This is a genomic window from Microbulbifer mixtoriginis (SeqCode) (assembly GCF_052467235.1).
On the sequence record NZ_CP174305.1, the window covers coordinates 263479 to 283564 of the forward strand.

18 protein-coding genes are annotated in these 20086 nt (G+C 45.6%); 1 reads left to right on the forward strand and 17 read right to left on the reverse strand.

The annotated features are described in order from the left end of the window. Positions 1-17: 17 nt before the first annotated feature. From ACJJIO_RS01060 to ACJJIO_RS01135, 16 genes are all read right to left on the reverse strand, one after another. On the reverse strand, positions 18-761 hold the full coding sequence (locus ACJJIO_RS01060) for an outer membrane lipoprotein-sorting protein (protein ID WP_444898443.1): 744 nt from the start codon (positions 759-761) through the stop codon (positions 18-20). A 37-nt stretch (positions 762-798) separates the two neighbouring features. Next, positions 799-2028 carry an ABC transporter permease gene (locus ACJJIO_RS01065; RefSeq protein ID WP_444909872.1) on the reverse strand — a complete coding sequence of 410 codons (1230 nt, stop codon included), beginning with the start codon at positions 2026-2028 and terminating at the stop codon, positions 799-801. A gap of 2 nt (positions 2029-2030) precedes the next feature. After that, on the reverse strand, positions 2031-2735 hold the full coding sequence (locus ACJJIO_RS01070; RefSeq protein WP_444909873.1) for a hypothetical protein: 705 nt from the start codon (positions 2733-2735) through the stop codon (positions 2031-2033). Beyond that, positions 2732-3466: an ABC transporter ATP-binding protein gene (locus tag ACJJIO_RS01075; protein ID WP_444888740.1), complete on the reverse strand. Its 735-nt coding sequence runs from the start codon at positions 3464-3466 to the stop codon at positions 2732-2734. The genes ACJJIO_RS01070 and ACJJIO_RS01075 overlap by 4 nt, the downstream gene beginning before the upstream one ends. Beyond that, positions 3466-4200, reverse strand: coding sequence for a tetratricopeptide repeat protein (locus ACJJIO_RS01080; protein WP_444909874.1), 735 nt, complete (start codon positions 4198-4200; stop codon positions 3466-3468). The genes ACJJIO_RS01075 and ACJJIO_RS01080 overlap by 1 nt, the downstream gene beginning before the upstream one ends. A gap of 21 nt (positions 4201-4221) precedes the next feature. Next, positions 4222-4476, reverse strand: coding sequence for an acyl carrier protein (locus ACJJIO_RS01085; RefSeq protein ID WP_252085543.1), 255 nt, complete (start codon positions 4474-4476; stop codon positions 4222-4224). A 2-nt stretch (positions 4477-4478) separates the two neighbouring features. Further along, positions 4479-5615, reverse strand: a complete 1137-nt coding sequence (locus ACJJIO_RS01090) for a hypothetical protein (RefSeq protein ID WP_444909875.1) — start codon at positions 5613-5615, stop codon at positions 4479-4481. After that, a complete protein-coding gene (locus ACJJIO_RS01095; protein WP_444909876.1) occupies positions 5612-6526 on the reverse strand; it encodes an alpha/beta fold hydrolase in 915 nt (304 codons plus the stop codon). Before ACJJIO_RS01095 ends, ACJJIO_RS01090 begins: the two co-directional genes overlap by 4 nt. Beyond that, positions 6523-8490, reverse strand: a complete 1968-nt coding sequence (locus ACJJIO_RS01100) for an NAD(P)/FAD-dependent oxidoreductase (protein ID WP_444909877.1) — start codon at positions 8488-8490, stop codon at positions 6523-6525. The genes ACJJIO_RS01095 and ACJJIO_RS01100 overlap by 4 nt, the downstream gene beginning before the upstream one ends. Beyond that, complete coding sequence (locus ACJJIO_RS01105; RefSeq protein ID WP_444909878.1) at positions 8490-10343, reverse strand: acyl-CoA dehydrogenase family protein; 1854 nt, start codon at positions 10341-10343, stop codon at positions 8490-8492. Before ACJJIO_RS01105 ends, ACJJIO_RS01100 begins: the two co-directional genes overlap by 1 nt. Then, the gene (locus ACJJIO_RS01110; protein WP_444909879.1) at positions 10336-11397 is read right to left on the reverse strand and encodes a hypothetical protein; all 1062 of its coding nucleotides are present in this window, start codon (positions 11395-11397) and stop codon (positions 10336-10338) included. Before ACJJIO_RS01110 ends, ACJJIO_RS01105 begins: the two co-directional genes overlap by 8 nt. Next, a complete protein-coding gene (locus ACJJIO_RS01115; RefSeq protein ID WP_444909880.1) occupies positions 11357-11884 on the reverse strand; it encodes a hypothetical protein in 528 nt (175 codons plus the stop codon). Before ACJJIO_RS01115 ends, ACJJIO_RS01110 begins: the two co-directional genes overlap by 41 nt. After that, entirely contained in the window at positions 11881-12717 is an 837-nt protein-coding gene (locus ACJJIO_RS01120) for a hypothetical protein (RefSeq protein WP_444885280.1), read from the reverse strand. The genes ACJJIO_RS01115 and ACJJIO_RS01120 overlap by 4 nt, the downstream gene beginning before the upstream one ends. Further along, entirely contained in the window at positions 12714-13754 is a 1041-nt protein-coding gene (locus ACJJIO_RS01125; RefSeq protein ID WP_444909881.1) for a hypothetical protein, read from the reverse strand. Before ACJJIO_RS01125 ends, ACJJIO_RS01120 begins: the two co-directional genes overlap by 4 nt. 3 nt (positions 13755-13757) lie before the next feature. Beyond that, entirely contained in the window at positions 13758-14906 is a 1149-nt protein-coding gene (locus ACJJIO_RS01130; protein WP_444888732.1) for a type III PLP-dependent enzyme domain-containing protein, read from the reverse strand. Positions 14907-15056: 150 nt separating this feature from the next. After that, a complete protein-coding gene (locus ACJJIO_RS01135; RefSeq protein ID WP_444909882.1) occupies positions 15057-16529 on the reverse strand; it encodes a class I adenylate-forming enzyme family protein in 1473 nt (490 codons plus the stop codon). Between the two features lie 974 nt (positions 16530-17503). On the opposite strand from ACJJIO_RS01135, the gene ACJJIO_RS01140 reads away from it, so the two are divergent. Beyond that, on the forward strand, positions 17504-19075 hold the full coding sequence (locus ACJJIO_RS01140; protein ID WP_444890624.1) for a DUF1254 domain-containing protein: 1572 nt from the start codon (positions 17504-17506) through the stop codon (positions 19073-19075). On the opposite strand, the gene ACJJIO_RS01145 is transcribed toward ACJJIO_RS01140, so the two are convergent. Beyond that, on the reverse strand, positions 19069-20085 hold the full coding sequence (locus ACJJIO_RS01145) for an AraC family transcriptional regulator (RefSeq protein WP_444909883.1): 1017 nt from the start codon (positions 20083-20085) through the stop codon (positions 19069-19071). The genes ACJJIO_RS01140 and ACJJIO_RS01145 overlap by 7 nt on opposite strands. Between the last annotated feature and the right edge of the window lies 1 nt (position 20086).

Genomic DNA, 20086 nt, shown 5'->3' on the forward strand with positions numbered 1-20086 from the left:
GCCATGGTCTTTCTATATTAATTCAGTTTACCCAATGAGGCCTTCTGGAAAATAGCCTGATCCAATTCCTTGAGACGGTAATCATCGAATTTCATCCAGGTATAGTTTTCCTGCAACAGGGCATCCACGAGAAGGAGCTTATGTAATTTCAATTCATCGCCAAAGGTTTTATATTCTTTGTAAAAAGCTGTTTTCAGTAGGCGATCTGACCGGGAATAGAATTCACTCTTAAAGGGTTGGTTTCCTTCTGTCTTTTCCATCCACACTTTCACTTTTGCATAAGCCACACCGGAAGCCGTTGAAGTTAACTCCAACAACCAGTAATCCTGCCCTTCGAGGGTTTCTTCTCCAATAATTTCTGCACGATAGTCTCTGGAGAAATTAGTCCCAACAACATCTCCATTACTGGTTTCCCCGATCAGCCGCTGAGACGGTGCAATACGAATAACTCGGCGAGTTCCGGGAATATAGAGCCACATATTGTTACCTTCCTTTAACATGGCCCTCCCCTTTTCACGAGCGGGAGATTCAAAGTGAATCAAAGACTTATCGTTAAACACTTTAACACTGAGCGTATTAGTTCGAGGTTCTTTATCTTTCTTATAGCTGATATTGGTAATATTAAAAACAAATCCTTGATCCTTATACCCCCTAACTTCATCTAATCGATTCACCAGGGATTCAGCCGTTACCTCAGCCACTGCTGGCACGACTAGGGAGAATAAAAACCCAACAAAAAAAATAAAACGGCTTCTTTTCATCTTTTTACCCTACATCTATAAACCTATTGCATTACCGTCAAGTGAATCTCAACGCATTCACTACCGGTATTCTGGAAGCCTTTACTGCTGGATAAACACTAGAAATTAAGGAGACCAAAAAACCCAAGGCAAAGGTTTTGATAAGAATTTCATTAACCACAAATACCCTTATCGGGTAATCCTGAGTACTGCCTGGCGGCCGCGGCATCATCCATTCGGCATAAGTAATGCCCTTTGCCGCAAGAATTCCGATAAGCAATCCTATGAGGCTACCGATAATACCTAAAAACACAGACTCTAAAAGAATTAAGCCAACTACCTGCGTAGGTGTCCCGCCCATGGCTCGAATAGTCCCGATCTCTCGGGTGCGCTCCATCACAGCCATCAACATGGTATTGGATATGCTTAGAGCTACAATCACCAGGACAATTACGGTGATAAAACCAAACACTCCATTAAATAGGCCAACAACCTGATGATAATAAGCCGCCAAGTCCCACCAGCTTCTTAATTCCAGCCCTAGATTCTGTTGCTTAAATGCCTTACGCAAGGCGTCTACAGCCAGATCGGTTTGTTCAGTTTCTTCAAGCAATACAACCAGCCGGGTTAGATCCGAGGTATAAAGTAATTCCTGCGCAAGGGGCAAATTGACTCTGAGTAAGCGATCATCCAATTCCTTCACGCCAGTGGTCACCACACCGGCTATCTGAATGTCTACCGCATTTATTGCTCCATCCTGGGTGCTTGCAAGCAATGTTAGGTAGTCCCCTACCTGAGCGTCCAGGGAGTTGAACAACCCCTCTCCCAAATGCGCAGCAGCAACATCCTCAGGAAATAGATCTTCACCTTCTACAATATGGATTGCAGAGGAAAGTAGTACCTCTTTTTCAGCATCGATACCAATACCCGATATTGCAATTGACTGCTTCCCATCACTCAGAAGACCATTAAAATTCAGTCGCGGTGCAACAACCAAAGCCTGGCTCTTCTCTTCAATTAGCTGGGTAATCTGCTCTAAGCTGGCAGAGGATATCAGGTACTTTTCTGGCTCGGCTTTACCATATTGGTTGTAGCCATCGGCATAAATCTGGATATGCCCTAGCTGCGAGCGAATCATGCTTTCACGCATGCCATCGTACATGGACTGAACAAAACCACCGAACACAATCAAGCTGGTACAGCCAAAAATAACCGCCGCAAGGGTGATTATACTGCGTCGACCGTTTCTAAGAATATTTAACAGCGCTACCTTCCAACCCAGAGTCATAACTAAAGTTTCTCCAGGGCCAGGCGAGATTTTTTCGCCCACTCGGTTTCTGAAGCTGTCAACCTTGTCCAGAGTTCTCTGGCTTTATCTGCCTGATCATTACGTTCATAGGCCTGTGCAAGGTAGTAGTCGACAAATGCCTGGAACTCATCACCGTGCTTACCACCAATTTTTTGTTGAACTAACTCCAGGTCTTCTACTGCATAGCGGGCCCGTTTCAAGAAGGCCGGCATATTTGCGCAGCTGATGCCCCTCTGCAATCTTGCCCCAAGATTGAAAGGGGCCTGCTTTACTGCCCTATCCATCATGCGATTTCCCCGCCTTGAAAATAAGGATAGCTTTGCTAATTGATCGAGATAGAAACTAGATCGAAAGGAAATTGCCGATCCTAGAGCGGCACTCAACTCTGGATCATTGTTCAGCGTGCTCTTCAATTTGGTCATTTTTTGTTCCAGGGATTCCACTTGTTCAACTCGTGTATCCCCTGAGGAAGTCAGCAATGCCAATTCGGCCAAATACGCAATTTTCTTTTGTTCTGGTGTGGATTCTTCATTTAAATCTTCAACCAGGCGAACTCTCTCGAGGTTAGAAGAGGGGATCTCTGAAGGGGGTATGTACTCCTCAGCAATCACCTTTGGAAGGCTGACAAACAGAAAAAAGAAAGCTGTAAGTACCTTCAGAAAATCCTGTGTGCTAAGTATTTTCATACCTCAACCCCCGAACTTGTAATACTGGATTTATCATACCCATTGGCCAGAACGTCACCACTAAGGCGATCACTCACTAACTCTCCATCTAAAATAGTAATCACTCTGGATGCCAGGCTAGTTACATAATCGTCATGTGTTGAAATAACAAAGGTTATGCCCTGCTCTCTATTCAACTTCTGTATCAGCGCCATGATCGTTTCTGAGGTTTTCGAGTCCAGATTTGCCGTAGGCTCATCTGCTAATACAATATCAGGCCGTGTGACAATCGCCCTGGCTATAGCTACCCGCTGCATCTGCCCCCCCGATAACTGGGTTGGTCTTTGCCCAGCCTGCTTTTCAAGGCCTACATCTTTCAGTGCCTGCAGAGCCCTTGCTTTGGCATCCTTCACTCCCCTGAGAGTCAGTGGATACATCACATTTTCCAGGGCAGTAAGCACTGGTATCAAATTAAAGGACTGAAATACAATGCCAATGTGCCGGTTTCGGAATTTTGAACGCTTGTGCTCTCCCAATTTACCGATATTGACACCGCCAACCTGAACAGTGCCGGAATCGCACTGATCAAGAGCCGACAAAATATTAAGCAAAGTACTCTTACCACTACCGCTAGGCCCCTTCACAGCGAGAAATTCGCCTTTTCCCAAGGAAAGAGTGATATCTTTTAGGGCGTCTACCCAGATATCACCCATAGCATAGCGTTTGGATACATTGCGCAATTCAACCAACATTAGGCTTCGCCCAAAGTAATAACCATTTGACTCAACTGCTCACAGGCATCCAGCATGGTAGAAGGACATTCAGCCAAACTTTCTGCTTTCTGGTAATAATCCAGAGCTATATTAAGTTCATTACTATTATCCAACCCTTTAATCCTGTAGGCATTAGCGAGAGCCAGATACACAAGTTGTTTGACTTCCCCAGGTAAAGCATCATTATCTTTTTCTATCAGAGCTATGAACCATTCTTCATCTTCAAACACTCTTTCAAAGTGACCGCTAACTTCACCAACAAAAGAAAAAGTGAGCAGCCGAACCAGTCGCACATTAAAGTCAGAGCTAGCTTGTAGCGCCGCTTCATCCACTTGATTCATCGCTTGACGCAGACGATAAAGTTTATACAACCCCATGGCCGGATCGAACATGGCACCAGCCAACTTACCTTCATTGGAAAAATAGGCTGCTTTAATCAGCATATTTTCAGGATCTTGTTGGTAGGCGGTTGCCAGTAAATTATCCGCTCTATCTATTTCATTGTGGTAGCTGTACAGCTGCCCAAGTTGCAACATTAATTCAGGGTCAGATTGATTCTGATCCAGCTCAGCTGTCAGAAACTCCAATTGTTCAAATTCAGTTTTGCTATAGTCTATCTTTTTGAAGTCAATGGGAGCAGCCCCTGAAAACCAGGCAATAATGTTACCAATCAGAAGACTACTTATTAATATTGTTAGCATTTTCTTAAACATGGGCTACCCCCTAAAAAAGATTTAAATCTCAGCTGAATTTTCGAGCAACTGTGTATCCATTTCCTTTAGGGTAGTGTGCTCATCAAAAACCAGATTTTCTGGGCTCATCACACCAGGATAAAGCTGTTCACAAATCAATATCACTTCAACAATATTGAGTGAATCCACACCCAACTCAGCAATAGGGGTATCCGCATCAACAGAATCAACATTCAGCATAAGAGCGATCTGCTCACAGAGTTCCTGTACTTTGCTCTCTACGACTGCTGTAGACATACCTAATCTCCAGTTACATTACCAACTTTCAAGGGATAGAATCGCAACAAATAATCTAGGGTCAAAGCATATATACATACATGCTGCTCACCTTCAGAGTATTTCTGTTGCCGCTTAATAATCTTGGCGCTAATCATAGGGGGTATAAAAAACCAGATGCGTGAAAGCCATCGGTTTCCGTAAAAAAACACCCTCTGAAAAGACTCATAAACATTAACTATAGGATTATCATCCAAAGAGAAAATTTGATTCAGACCACCCTTTTCTTTCAAATTACTCTCGTCGACAAGCCTGACCTCCTTACCTAACTCTGCAGCCAGAATATTCAGATGAAAAAGAATAAAAGGATGATACAAATACTCTGCCAGGTAGACATCCCTATCCTGTTCCTTACCAGAAGCTTCCCAGCTCGATTCAAGCTGATCATTAATCTCTCTAACATAGTTTTTCAGATCAATACCTTCAACCTTTCTGGACTTGTGCGCCGCTTTAAAGATATCTGACCTTTGACGATTAAACCCAAATTTTCGCGGCAGGCTATTTTTACTAATTTCGCACAAAAGCTCTTCACAAGCTTCTACTTGCTCAAACACTTGAGCAAAGAACACATGATCGAAAGGTGTAAATAATTGTGAAGCCACCATGGGGAGAAGATTGTATAAGGCCTCCCCTCTGCTTTGAGGCTTTACCAAAGCAGCCTTCAAATTAGGTTCTGTAGCAAGAGTATCATCCAGCCAGATTAATGACTCAGCTGTGATCGTCACCTCATCACCCGGAAAAATCATTCTGACATTTTCCAGCAGGCTTTTTCTTTCAGTAGGAAAACCGAAATATTCAAGCTCAACCAAATAGTTCAGATCGACTTTATCTGCACCTACGGCCAAAAATGAGGACAATTTCGCACTGATGAACAGTTGCTCATTCAGGGTAAAGTAATACAGGGGCAAATTGAACAAATCTGCAACTTTAATGTGAAAGCAATTACGATCACTTCTCTGGATAACACCCTTATGCTTAACCTCTGATGTGCTCAATAATTTTTTATATTTATCGGGGTATAAGTCCAACACAGAGAACTCCGCACCCACTGCTAGTGTTACAGGCTTTACCCCAGAAATTTCATAAACCATTTGTTTCACAAAGCAGCCTCCAATCGCCTCTCTACCACCTTATCGAGCCAGCTGGAGATCGGTTTAGCCGAAGCTGAGATAGCTGACATATGGGTAGCATTGGGAATCTCAGTTAAATAGGATTCTACTTTAGGTGAGATATACCAATTCATTACCGTATATAAGGTATGTGCATCGACTACTTCATCGTACTGGCCCACGGTGATATGACACGGGATATCAATACTGGCGAATAGATCGGTATATCTCTTAATAGTGTAAGCACTAAGTAAGTTGAAGCTACAATCAAGTACCCTACCCTGATTACCAGCAGCTGAACCTACTGGAGGGAAGCTTAAAACAGGCATCCGCCTGAATGCAGGAATAAGCATCGCCAGCCAATATTTCCAAAGATTTATTTTGGGCAAATTTTGCTGCTCTGGGCCCGCCATTGGTCTGCTGTGTCGCCGTTTACGAAAATAGCGGATAAAGTACTCAAGTCCTGAAGTGGCAATATCATACTTTCGAGTTTCTTCTGCCTGGGTTAGCGGTGGTGCTATAGCAAAAAAACCCACGATGTCCTTGGTACCATATATTCCGAGGTATCTCAGAGAGGCAAGAGAGCCGGCGCTATGCCCACCGAGTACAAAACGGCGAACTCCTCTCTCCTTGAGGTGCGCTATCAGATCCTGCAGGTCATCTTGTAATTGGTTCGGATAATCCAGATCTCCAGGACGCCCCTCACTTTTCCCATGCCCTCGCCAATCCGGTAAGCAGATGGTCATTCCTTGTTTGTGTAGCATTCGCCCAAACATTAAATACCACTGACTGCTAAAAGTGCTGCCGTGCATACATATAAGCGCGGTCTCTGTATCTTCTGCTGGCAGCCAGCGAAATGCCAGATTTTTACTATCACGCGCTTTGAAAAACTCTTGAATCACAACGCCTCCACTACAGAACTTTCTGAGGCTTGTTGATCCATTCCCATAGCTTTTCTCTGATCAATTACAGAATCCATAATGCTGTCGGGTTGGCTACGTGCAAATGCCAAGAAAACCGGTACCATACCTGGCATCGCAATGTATTCCTGATTTTGAGACCAGAGCGATTTGGCTTTTTTAGCGAGCTTGTCAAGTTCATCTATAGTTAGCTCTCCCGAAGAATCCTTAATTTCCAGTGCTTCCGTATGAAAAGAACCTTCCGTGACTCTAACTTGAACAGGGCGCTCCGCTTCATCTGACAGTATTTCTGAGAATTTTTCAGAAATTTTCCCCAGCAACCACCCCTTGTCGGCAGTGCTTAAATTGGGCCTCCCCAATAAATCTGGCAACAATATACTTTGCTGAACTACCATTTTGTTAGCTAGCCCAGGGAAATCCAATTTGGCCTCAATCACCTTGAGAAATATCTCAACCCACAGCTTTACCCTTAAATCAATGCGCCAACCATCCCGACCAGCAGTACCCATCAGGTAGACAAAATACTTGTAATGATCCGCTCCAGACTCAAAAAATCCTTCATCATTCCTACGGTAATAACGACCTTCCGATTTAAGAACTTTCGCGGTATCTATCAACTGCCTCTGCAATATAAGCTCCAATGCCATATAACCTCGGCGCAGGTAACTTTTACGCTGCCAGTACTCCTGATCCAGGTAGCTGCCTGACATATAGTCCCAGGCGATTTCCAGAAAATAAGCAGCAGTGTTATATGCCAACAGAGGTGAGCAGAGCTCAGCAGAATCAATAACCGGGTATACATTGGCCACATGAGCATAGAGGCCTTGATAAAACTCTTTTACGGTCTGATTCGCAATGGCTAGCTCCTGATTCAGTAAATTCTGGGCTTTACCTCTATCAGGTTCAGCGAGATCCATCAGGATATATTTACAGATATGATCATTAAACAAAGCGATCATATCGCCACCACCACTGAACAGCGGATCGAGAAACATAGAGGCAAAACCAGAGGTAGCCCAACGATCGGGGAAAATAAATTCATCCGCACGATAGGCAAGCTGCCCCCAAGCTTCAAAATCCACCAGCTCAGCGCCATCTAACAATTCTGAAATTGCCTGATAATTCATCAGGAATTCCAGGAAGCTTTCACGCTTGGTGGGTGGTTTTTCAAACTTATCCTTTTCACCGACAATTCCGACACTGGTGTAGCCACCACTCAGTGGAATAAACCACACCCAATAGCCATCTCCGGAAAAATGATTGGTAGATAAGAAACGGCCAAAAGCCCGTTTTCTCCAAGATTCATCTCCCATGGAGTCAATATCCCGGATATTCTTGAAGCGTCCCCAGGAAGAGAAGTGCTCGGGTACATTCTCTTGGCGTGTTAACTTTTTATGTTTCTTTGCAAAGCGATTGCGCCCACTACAATCCACTAACCAGCGGGCTGCAATCTCAGTGTTGCAATCAGCCACAGACAGCTGAACGGAATGACGGTTATCCTCAGACTCAATACTGAGGCCCTTGGCTTTCACACCCATCAGAACTTGAATACCATCTTCCCGGTTCATTTCAACCAGGTCCGCCTCCAAGCGAGCTCTGTCCAGCTGGAAAGCTGGATGAGGCGGAATACTAGTAGTTCCGTGCTCACTCATTTCGGTTAGAGACAAGCTGTGATCAGGTTTATCAAAGAAAAAGCGCAAACCGTTTTTCGGAAGGTGGTTCCTATAAAGATAATTAACCAAGCCCAACTGCTTCATAAAGTAATGGCCGGTCATCTCAACAGTAGCTTCCCCCACTTTTGCACGGAAACTATCACTGGCTTCTACAACCAAAATTGAAACATCCTGGCCACCGCGTCTAATTTGCCGAGCCAGAGTCAACCCGGCCCAGCCTCCGCCAATGATGACAACGTCATATTCTTTTTGTATTTGATCGAAAGCATTCATCACAGCGATTCCACCCCAGTGAGAAGAGAATCCCATACGGGAGAGTCAACCTGACAAAATGAATCATGATCCTGAATAATGTCCATCACCATCTTGGTTCTGGGTAATTCATTCCTGATAAAGAATTTAGCGCTAGTGACCTTCGACTCGTAGAAAGCTTTATCCTCCTCTCCTTTACTCAGGCGACTGGATGCACTACAGGCAGCTTCTAGCAACAACCAGGCAAGAGTAATGTCCCCCATCATGTGCAGAATACGAGTACTGTAAGCCGGAATTTTGAACATCTCTTTGGTCCTGACCCACACATGTACGGTTTTCAGGACAGTCTCCAAGTGCTCGAAGGATTCTTGAAGGCGACTAAATTCGGTTTTGAAATTGGGGAAATCACCCGCTCTATTAATAAATGATTCAAACTCACTCTTATAAATTTGAAACAGCTTGCTGGAGTTGCCCAGCCCTAACTTATCTCGGATAAGATCCTGGCTCTGGATATAATTAGTTCCTTCCCAAATGGCGAGTACCTTGATATCCCGAGCATACTGCTCAATACCCAATTCTTTCAGGTAACCCTGGCCACCACAGGTCTGAATGGCCAGTTCACAAATGCGCCATGCCTGATCACTGATATAGGCTTTCACCACGGGAGTCAGTAGGTTTACCAGCCCCTGATGATAGGCAACCTCAGTTTTCTTAGCCTCATCCCCCTCGAATGTCTTAAGTAAGCTTTCAGATAGGGTCAGCTTGGCGATCAAGGCCCTGCAGCCCTCAACCTTGGATTTCATTTCCAGTAACATGCGCTGCACATCTACATGCTCAACAATATTGACCCTGCTTGCCTTAGCGCTGAAGCTTTCATGAAAACGTTTGCCCTGAATGCGTTTACTGGCATAGGCTAGAGCGTTGTAGTAAGCCGAAGAAGCCATTCCCAGGGCATAAACCCCTGTGCTAATTCTTGCCTGATTCATCAGGGTCAAGAACTGCAATAATCCAACATTTTCCCGATCACCTAGTAAATATGCACGGCATTGGCCATTCTTGCCGAAGGTAAGGTGAGTATTGGCACAACCTTTAAAACCCATTTTGTCAGCAAGGGAGATACATTCAACATGATTAAACTCTCCTAGGCTGCCATCTTCTTCAACCCAGTATTTGGGTACGATAAAGCAAGACAAGCCATAGGTTCCCGAGCCACTCTTCTCCCCTCTACCCATCACAAAGTACAAGGTATTATCTGTTAGGTCGTGCATACCAGCACTGATTAGGTACTTTTCACCGGTGAGTAAATAGGTACCGTCTGCTTGCCGCGCGGCCTTGGTATCGACCAGGGAAACATCACTGCCAGCCTGTGGCTCAGTCAAACAAAGGCAAGAAGTCCACTCAGAAGTAGCCAATTTGTCCTTAAATAGTGCTTTTTGAATTTCTGAACCATATTTTTCTACCAGGGTAGAAGATGGCAAACAAAAACCACCATAGGTCATAAAGCTGGGGTTGGCCCCCATAAACATTTCTAACAGCATTTGCATTATAAAGGGCGGAAGATCGCTTACCTGACCGCCACTGCTAGAAGATAAGTCTCCCCATTCCTCTTTAAAACGACTCCACATCTCCGGAAAAGAGGAAGGCAGCTGTACCTTGCCATCAACCAAGTGGCAACTTTGTTCATCAGCCTCTTGATAACCTGGTCCCAATACCTCAGTAGCAAATTTTTTCGCACGCTGCAGAACATCATCTACGATTTCAGCAGAGCAATCACTATAGCGTGGGTGCTCAAATAGTGTTTTGGCCTGATGAAACTGGTCTTCAATAAGAAATTTAAATTCCCGCAAATCAGACTTATAGATATTTCTACCCATGTTTGGCTCCTTGATTTTCCAAGAGTGACCGCCAGCTGCCGGAACCCAGCACCCAGTGAAATATTTGATTATGTCTTCCCCGGTATTTTTTCTGGGGATAAATCATGGCGCCGCGAACATGAGGAAGGTGATCCTGGCCGTATGCATCTTCGAGACTTTGTGCTGCATTAAAACCCTGATAAGCCTCTTCAAGAGAAACGGTCTCTGTGTTCACCAGACGGGAAAGCAGCTGTCCATTTGCTTGTGGGGTTCTGTGTACCCGGAGGCAACCAGCCCTACCACCGCCACCAAGAGTGATTATCCAGAGACCTTCAATTTCGTCTCTCAAACAATATTTATCAATCTCCGCAAGAGGCTTAATACTAAGATAGTGAAGCCCATCAAGCTCAACACTAGGCAGCCAATGAGTTTTATCCTCATGAGAAAAGCCTTTCAGCAATCCTTTCGCCCAGCGAGATTGAATATCAAAGGACACTACACGGCAGGAATTGTCCAGATCAGTCGCCATTAATTTCTTGAGGTTTTGCACCAGCTCAGGCGCCCCATTGAGTGATGGCGCTTGCGATAAAATATCACAACTGGAAATTTGGCATAAACTCCGTTCTTGGTAATGCCTACATAACCAGGAAACTGCCACTCCTGTAATCACATCCAAACCGTCCTGCCCAGGCTTTATTCCTATACCCAGGGCATCCAGGCATTCCTGCTGCCGCTCTTTACCCAGCTCTAAATTTATAACTAGGGCGTCTTCTTCATGACGTTTGGAATAACTTAAAAGCGCAGCATGAAAACTGGTACATGCACTACCTACAAATTGAATGTTATGCCCAGCCTCTTCCAGCTGAACTAGAAACTCAACAACCGGCCGCTCCAATAACACATTAGCCTCGCCGGCTGAAACGATATATACAAGCTCTGGGATATAATCCAATCCCGAAAGGTAATGGTTTAGGGAGTTCAACAGTTGCTCTGTTTCCCCTTTATGATCAACCCAGAGGCTTCTTATATACATTTTATGCGGTTCCTTCCCTGGCCATTTTTTCAATGGCACCAAAACCTAATTCCAATAATTTTTCAGAGTATAAAGAAACTAATTTCTCACAGTTCTCTGTAGCAGATATCCTGATGTGAATACTATTATTGCCTGCTTCCAGAGGGTGTCGTACCAAGTTATCCTCAATAACCAGACACGGTTTGCCCTCCCTTTGTAAGATATATTCCTCAGCCTGAATATCCTGCAACATTAAGACGCGCTCATGTAGAAATACTTTTGGCATTCTTCCACCAGCAGGCATCTGCATTCTCATCAAGATTGTTTCGATCAGAACCCCAGATTGATCCAAGCACTCCAATAGCTCAACCAAGAGTTGATAGTGCTCAGCAAAGCTTAAAAGTACTGGAGTTGTACCCACCGGTAACTGAGAAATTGCTAGAAAATCGGATTCACCTTTCAAGGGCAATGTCTGGGCTGCGCAGAGTTTAGGGGTTTGCGGATAGGGATTGCGCAGTAACCTACTGGAAAGCTCTATCACTTTACTCATACCGCCTCCGCCAAGTAAAAAGTGCTACCCTGGTCAACCCTAACTTCAGCCGTACAGTAATAGCCATTGAGAGCAATAGAACATACCAATAGCTTCTCTTCCTCTTGGAATCTACCCTCAACTCCGTGGCTAATAATGTTTAACCAGGGATCACTACCAAAACAGTGCCCCCACCTTTCATGAAGATCGGGAAGCTGCTGGAAACTACTGAGTAAACGGGTAAATATTTGTCGTATGTTTTCTGGGAAAAATGGCAAAGATAAAGTTAGATCCTTCCCAGCACTGGCCATCTTTCTGATAATTGTTGCAAACTCTGGTGTTGTGTTATAGGTAACCGCACAACCGGCTGTAATATCTTCCACTCTGAATGAGTCGACTTCCAAGAGCAATGTGCATAAACCAAAGCCGCTCTTGCCCCAATTTTCATTACTCTGCCAAAAGCTTAAATCCAGCACATTGGCATCCAGAATACTGACTAGTACATAACGTACAGCTGGATTTTGTCGCAAGTAATAGCGCAGGCTGTAACCCCAGGATGCACACTCATAAGTGTTCACAAAACTGGTCACAGGAATACTTGGTCGATTTTTCAGAGAGTTTAAATCGTCCGTATTAACGGCCCCAGTCGTAAAAGGTAGCTCAATCATGGTTGAACAAAGAAAGTGTCGGTTAATCTCAGCCCTTACCTCCTCTGGAATAACCTCTGTTACACGAGCACTCTGTTCTGATATAATTTCACCGATTTGTGCGAAGGCTTCTTGCAAGCCTCCACTCTCTGCAAAAGTAATATTTTCTATGGGGGTAAATGCCGCTGACTTCAGGTATAAGCTCATAGCCGATGCCCTTTCGCCTTACTATAAATCTCGAAAAAGCAGCGGTAGGAACTTCCTTCCATCTTGGTGAACGCCAGCAAATCCCGCTGGCGAGTTTTGCTTTGTACCTTACCCGAAGATACCAAGTGCAAAAGTAATTCGTTACTGGCAAATTTTGTTGCCAGCACTCTATTCACACTATGCATTGAGAAGATGGTGGCCGAGGTTTGCTCATTACAGAGATAAATCAGATACTCGACAATCTCCTGATCCGCAACAGACAACTCAACCTCCCCTTGATCTCGTAACCAAAGCACAAAGTGCATCAGAGACTTCACAAAACGGGGACGCACAAGTGTCAGGAAGCGATTAACACTCCCTAGACCACCTTTGCTAAGCAGCATCTCTTTAGTAACTGAGACACGACCACGGCAGTTCCCCAGTTGCAGCTTGCCATCCAGGAAGGGCTCACCAACAGATGACTGCTTCAATTCAGCACAGAGTTCAGGAGGCAGCATCAATGTAACTGGGAATGGCCTTGCTGCCTGTTTGGCAACAACCATGGCAAACCCTAGCTTTTGTGCCTCTATACCATGAATTTTATTGATATTAAGCTGCAAAACACCATCATCATCCTGTATCTCAGTCTTCCAGCTCTGCAGGCTTGGGCCACCGGGGTCTGTCATCAAGAAGTGACCAAAAATCCCCTGCTCCACCCAGTTATTCACTTGAGCCAGCTGATCTTCAGTCGCCGTCAGACTCATCATGATGGAACCAAACAGTCCTATCATTTCATGGAAATGGTGGGCCAACCCCTCATCGCGCACCTTGTCAATAATTTGATCAATAACAAAAGTTTGTTCAAATTGTTCTAGTGGCTGCTTGACCGATGGCTCTCGAAGAGGGGCAGGCTCTGTCAGAGGGTCTTCAATGATCATTGAAGCATCGAACAGACGCACACAGGCCTCCTCAAGAAGCCCTTGCAGTGAAGCTGGCACTGGAGAAACGGAAGAAAGCTGATTGATTACAAAGCTGCCGGCAATAGATTGCAGTTCCATAAGTTACTCCATGAGGTAGGATTTAGCAGAAGGTAAACTCAGGAATGGAGCAACGGTATAGCTCGCGTTATAGGCTCCGCAATTGCTGAAAACAGCCAGGTCGCCAGGCTGTACAGGCCCGCCTTTTATTTCACCGATCACATCTTCCTTGTTACAGGAAGTACCTACCAGCAAACAGCTCTCTGTACTGCTCTCAAATTCCAATATTTCATCGCCACGCAATATCAGTGGCTGACTGAAGCGTTTAAAAGTACTTTCCGTTTTCGCTAAAAGAAAGTTCTGCGCCATGCCGCCATCACAGATTCCGTACTGCTGCCCTTCTATCGATTTCACGTAGCGAATCTGAGTTACAAAATATCCCGCACTGGCAACCAGAGCACGCCCACTTTCGTGGGCGATTTTTATGTGAGAGGGAAATTCACCAAGTAATTCCCTATATTGTTCAAAATTAAAATCAATACTTTCCCAATTCAGATCAAAGCCACCGCCAAGGTTAACTAAATCAATGGCATAGCCTAGCTCCCTCTCAAATTTCTCAACTATTTGCAAAGCTGCTTGCGCAGTATTAAAAGCGAGCTTTGCGAAATTATAGGATCCTCGGAACACATGGAATCCAGCAACTTTCAACTCATGTTTTTTACAGAATGCCAAGGCCGTTTCAACATCACTCCAACCAAAGCCAAAGTGGTCTCTTCTCGTGGTTACCGGAGCCTTCTCAAATTGATCCAAGGTACTGGGGTTCAAACGAAGTATCAGCGGATTAATCGGACGCTTCCCCTGAAACTCCTTAACGATTTCTAACTGGGATAGATTATCGATCACCAGTGTGCACTTACTTGCAATTGCCGCTCTGAGGAAACTTTTATCTGCGGAAGGGTTATTGATATAGCGAGGGCTTTCACCTCGAGGGAGAAGATTCAACTCCCCCACAGAGGCAATTTCAACTCCATCTTCAAAAACATGACCACTACGTACGACAAGATCAAGGCAGCTATTCGCCTTTAGGGAATATATGAGAGATGTTCCCAGGCGGCCTTTCAGTTTTTGGTAGTTATCGGCAATATCTTTTAGGGAGTAGACATAGCACGGTGTTGAAAAGTGTTGCCTTTGCTGGCTCAGCTGGGCAACGAGCTTTTCCAATGAAGCTTTCATGATATCACCAGGATAAATTTAAATTCATTCTTATATAGGGCACAAATATTTCAGCCGTATTTACGACTTACCGGTCTAAAATATTATTTATTAATAAGCTAGTACGCTGCCCGCCGACCAAATAGTCTCAGTATTTCCAACTGAGAAAACTCATGCTTGAAGCTCTTGTTCAAGTTTTTTCTTATCAATTTTGCCGTTTGCTGTTAGGTCGATTGATTCAACAAATCGCACTTCCCTCGGAGTGTAATCAGCATCCAGATTCTCTTTCAACCACACTTTGAGCTGCTGTTGATTTTCAGGCGTGTTTTCCTGCAGTTCAACTACACAAACCGCAACCTCATTTTGAAACTTATCTAAAGAACCGAGCACTACACTGAGGTGTACCAACGGGCATGTATCAATTACGGCTTCCAAATCTTTGGGGAAAAGGCAAAAACCTGCTTGCTTGATCAGATCCTTGGAGCGCCCCCTGAAGTAATAGAAACCCTCCTGGTCCCGACTAAATAAATCGCCAGTAGCAAGCCAGTTATCATCCCGGTACAGACCATTAAAGATTTGTGCCCCCCCTTGAGCACAGGGATCGTAATATGCCTGCATAACTCCGGAGCCACGCACGAAAAGCTCACCAATTTCATTGGCCTCGGCCTCTCTATAGGCGTTGGTACCGGCATTCATCAGAAAAATTCGAGCATCTAGGCCGGGAATAGGCTTACCCACAGACCCCATCTTCTGCTCCCAAAGTTCCGGTTCCAGATAAAGGGCCCTTTTACACTCAGTGAGACCATACATTGAGAAAACATCGAGCGCCGGACAATATTCTTTCCAAGTGCGAATGACATACTCAGGTAGGTGCCCACCAGTATTGGTTAAAGCGCGAAGTACAGAAAGATCAGGTTTTACCAGTGTCAAAAGTTTCGCCAAGGCAGCCCCCATCGCCGGAACAATGGGTAACACTGAAATTTTCTGATCAGATATTACTTTCAAAGCATGAAGAGGGTTGAACGTTTTATCGTAAAGAATTGTTGAGCACCCCGTTTTGAGGGCAAACAACACCTGGTATAAACCGTAATCAAATGACAATGGTGAAAGGCAGAGTATGCGATCCGTCTCAGCCAAGCGAAGATACTGCGAGAGTGAATCCAGAGAAGTAAGCACATTCTGGTGGGTGAGCATTATGCCCTTTGGCTTACCGGTACTTCCCGAGGTATAGATAATGAGGGCCAGGTCAACACCTGTCACCCTGACAGGTGTGCTGAGTTCAAATAATCGCTGCTGCGGTCGATAAGTAGCCAGCGAAATAACATTTTCACCTTCCACAATGGCCTTGGCATTGCAGTCGCTTGCTATTGCACTCACTGCGGATTGTGAGGCATCACCCTTGACGGGAACCACCACCAAACCGAGGTGCCAGGCCGCCAACATTGTTGCCACTGTAGGAATATCGTTTTGCGCTCTGATTACCAGCCTGTCTCCATGGACCAACGGAGTATCGGCCAACTGCAAAAGAGACAGAGCCCTCTCACAGCATTGATTTGATAAGTTTTCCCCAGTCAGATTTTCAAGGCTTCCACTCCAGAAGCCACTAATAACCCTATCGAACAGGTCGGCAAGCGAGAACATCATTAGTCCAAATATTTTTTTTAAAAATTATTCTATAGCTCCCGACTTCCCCCCAAAAAAGAAACTGGAGCTACCTAGATGGCACGATCATTTTATAAAGTGAGCTCTCCATAATGACAAGCATTATCTTGAAATCCTGTGATGAAGTTTTCATTCCGGCTCATGCAGTTCAGGAAAGTCATAATTTCCTAAATTTTTTTTATGTTGACTTTTGATTATTATTGAACAGGACATTCAGCAGAAAAATAATTTTATTGGTGGGCAGCAAAGGGAAACTATTTTTTAGTGACACCTTGAATTCCGCAAATCAGTTATTAATGTGCAAATTATTTCCATTATTAATGAGGCTTATCTCTAAAGTATCTCACCACTCCCAATAGCCACATGAACAACCTAAATCTTTAAAATTGACATTATATCTTTAAGTTGTTGACCTTTTGTTACATTAAACATCTAACAATAAAATTATTTACTGTGCTTCTCGGCATTAAATGCATCAGGCACCACGAGCTCAGAACCAACACAGCCATTCCAGTGCGCTCTTTGGGGAGTTATTGGCGACACTTCCGTCAGGCTAATGGCCAAATCCTTAACAAGAATTGGTGGAAAATTAAGCCAAAAAAGGCTTTTAGAAGTAGCGGCTAATATAATCAGACCAAAGCTTGGTTTTGATCATGAAGAGTCTTGCGGGATTCACTTGGCTTTTAATTTCATGCGGCACAAATAGTTTCACTGGAAACAATATAGGCAAAGCAGAAGCCGATTTATTGGCTTCCAGCCGCCGCAAAAACCTGAACCATCAGTCACTAAATATTTCCCAGGATGTGCTTGCGTCGATAGTTTTTTGAACCGCATTCCGGTCAATGCATCTCGCTACAGAAGTTGTAAACGATAAAGATGATTTATGTGATTTGCAGCCCGAGTTTTTACTGCATCAGTCTTATGAGCTGTCATAGAAAATCAAAGAGGAATTGAGATTGAACAGTTGGCCATTGCCGCTCACCCACCAGCCGCAAAAATCCAACATAACCTCGCGGATGATTTTTCTCACTCCATTAATCCTCATTGCGCTATTGCATCCTAACCTAAGCGCTGATGTGAGTAGGGAGTCTGTAGAATCCATCAGTACACCAGATAAAGTAGAAAGCAGCATTGGGCTGCTCAAGTTTCGCGATGGCGCCCCTTATCCCGATACGGCAGAGAAACTCTACGACTACCTGGATCATATGCGTGCAGTAGATAGCTTCTTAAAAGGCATTCAAGGGGCCTCGGTGCACGGATTAATGAAAGGCGCTCGTGAGCTGGGAGCTAAAGCCGCCAATGAGGTTTTAATCTTTGATCGGCTGATGAATTCTGAATCTCTATTTCTAACCGGAAACACATCGACGATTTACACCCTCGCCTTTCTGGATCTCAAGCGCGATGGCCCCACTGTGCTGCATTCACCACCAGGGGTTTCGGGAGCATTTAATGATGCCTGGTTCCGCTATGTGGAGGACATTGGTCGCTCCGGGCCAGATAAAGGGCGCGGCGGTAAATATCTGGTTCTTCCGCCAGACTACAAAGGCAATCTGCCCTTTGGGTATTTTCCCGTCTACCCTCGCTCTTTTCGAGTATGGGTATTTATGCGCTCACCAGGGGAACAGCCATTGGAAGCCGCCGCCCAAAGTGTCAAAGACCACCTCAGGATTTACCCCCTCTCCAGAAAGGGAACCCCCCCGCCGATGGTGTTCATTAGCGCTTCGGGCAAGGCCTTCAATACCATTCATCCCAACAACTACAAATTTTATAAACACCTCAATGAAGTCATTCAGTACGAATGGATTGGCATGCTGAACCCGGAAACCCGCGGCCTGTTTGCCTCTATTGGTATCGAAAAAGGCAAAGCGTTTAGCCCCGATGAACGCATGACCAAGATCCTTACCGATGCCGTTGCCATCGGCAATGGCATCGCCCGCTCTATCGTCTGGTATCCCCGCACCGACAAATCCCTTGCCGATATCAAGATCTACCCCGGCACCGACAGCGCCTGGGTAATGGCATTTCCCGGCAAGAATATTTTCTTTAATGGCCCCGATGGCAAAACCATCAATAGCGATGCACGGGTCAGCTATTTCTACCCCTACACTGGGGTAAGTCCGGCAATGATTGCCCTTGAGCCCGGCAAGGGCTCTGATTACGCCATCGCCTTTGTCGATGAAAATAAGGAGCCCTTCGATGGTGCCAAGAAGTACAAACTGCACTTACCGCCGGAGGTGCCTGTCAACGCTTTCTGGGCCGTTAATATCTACGACAGCCAGACCCGCTCACAGCTCAAGACAAGCCAGAAATTCCCCTCGGTAAGCAGTCAGAGCAAAGGGATCAAACAAAATTCCGACGGCTCTTACGATATCTACTTTGGTCCCCAAGCCCCCAAGGGCTTCGAACACAACTGGCTGGAGACAGTACCGGGTAAGGGTTTTTTTGTGATATTGCGACTCTATGGCCCCCTAGGGCCCTGGCTGGAGAAGACCTGGCGCCCAGGAGAGGTTGAGCCCACAGACTATTGATCGGCAGGGGCCAGCCGGCGACGGTAGTTACGCGGCGTATCCGAAAACCACCGCCGACAAGCGCGCTGAAAAGTGCTCTGCTCCGCATATCCCAGCAGCCCGGTAATCTGTCCCAGAGCCAGCCCGGTATTTGCCAAGTACTCCGCAGCCATCTCCCTGCGTACCAGGTCCAACAAGGCATCAAAGCGCAAACCCTCACCTGCCAGACGTCTCTGCAGAGTACGTGGGTGCAGGCTTAAGTGGGCCGCGACCACCCCCACCTGATACTGGCCAGTAGGCAGCAATTGCCGCATCAAGTCCCTAACCTGTGTACTCAGAGAGGCATCAGAAGAAACAGACTGCTGCTCTAAATAATTGATGGCCAACCGTTTGGTAACCGGATCGGCACAAGCGAGCGGAGTATCCAGCTGCTGTGCCGGGTACTCCATGGCGCAGTAACCGGAAAGGAATTCCACCGGGCAGGAAAAGTATTCAAAGTAATCGGCGGGATCGGTCAGAGCGGCATGTGGCAACAGGACTCGCTGCGGTGCCACATTCGCGCCCATCAGCATTTGCAACATCACCAGCGCATTCCCCAAGGTTTGCTCATGGACCTGGTGAAAGCACGATAAAGCCGGATCGAGTTGATCGAATACCAGGCGCTCTAAAGTACCACCAGGGACCGATTCAATCCGCAAGTGAATAGCGGGGCTGTGCAATGACATAAACCTAGCCACCGCCAGAATCGCCTCTCTGGCCGACGTGGAGTTGCAGGCTATCACCGCAATCCCCCCCAATCGATCGACACCCTGTCTTACTGCCAGACGAAGGGCAAAGTCAGCGCACTGTAACCGCTCGGCGGTTAGCTCCAGCAAGCGCGCTACATCCAAGTGTGACAGCAAGCGGCTATCCGATATGACAATATCCTCAGGAAGACTAAATTCCGTAAGAAATGTACGGGCATCTCCTCCAAGCTCCGATGCCAGTTCGCTATACCCCGTAAGCACACTGGCTCGTATCAAACTACCCATT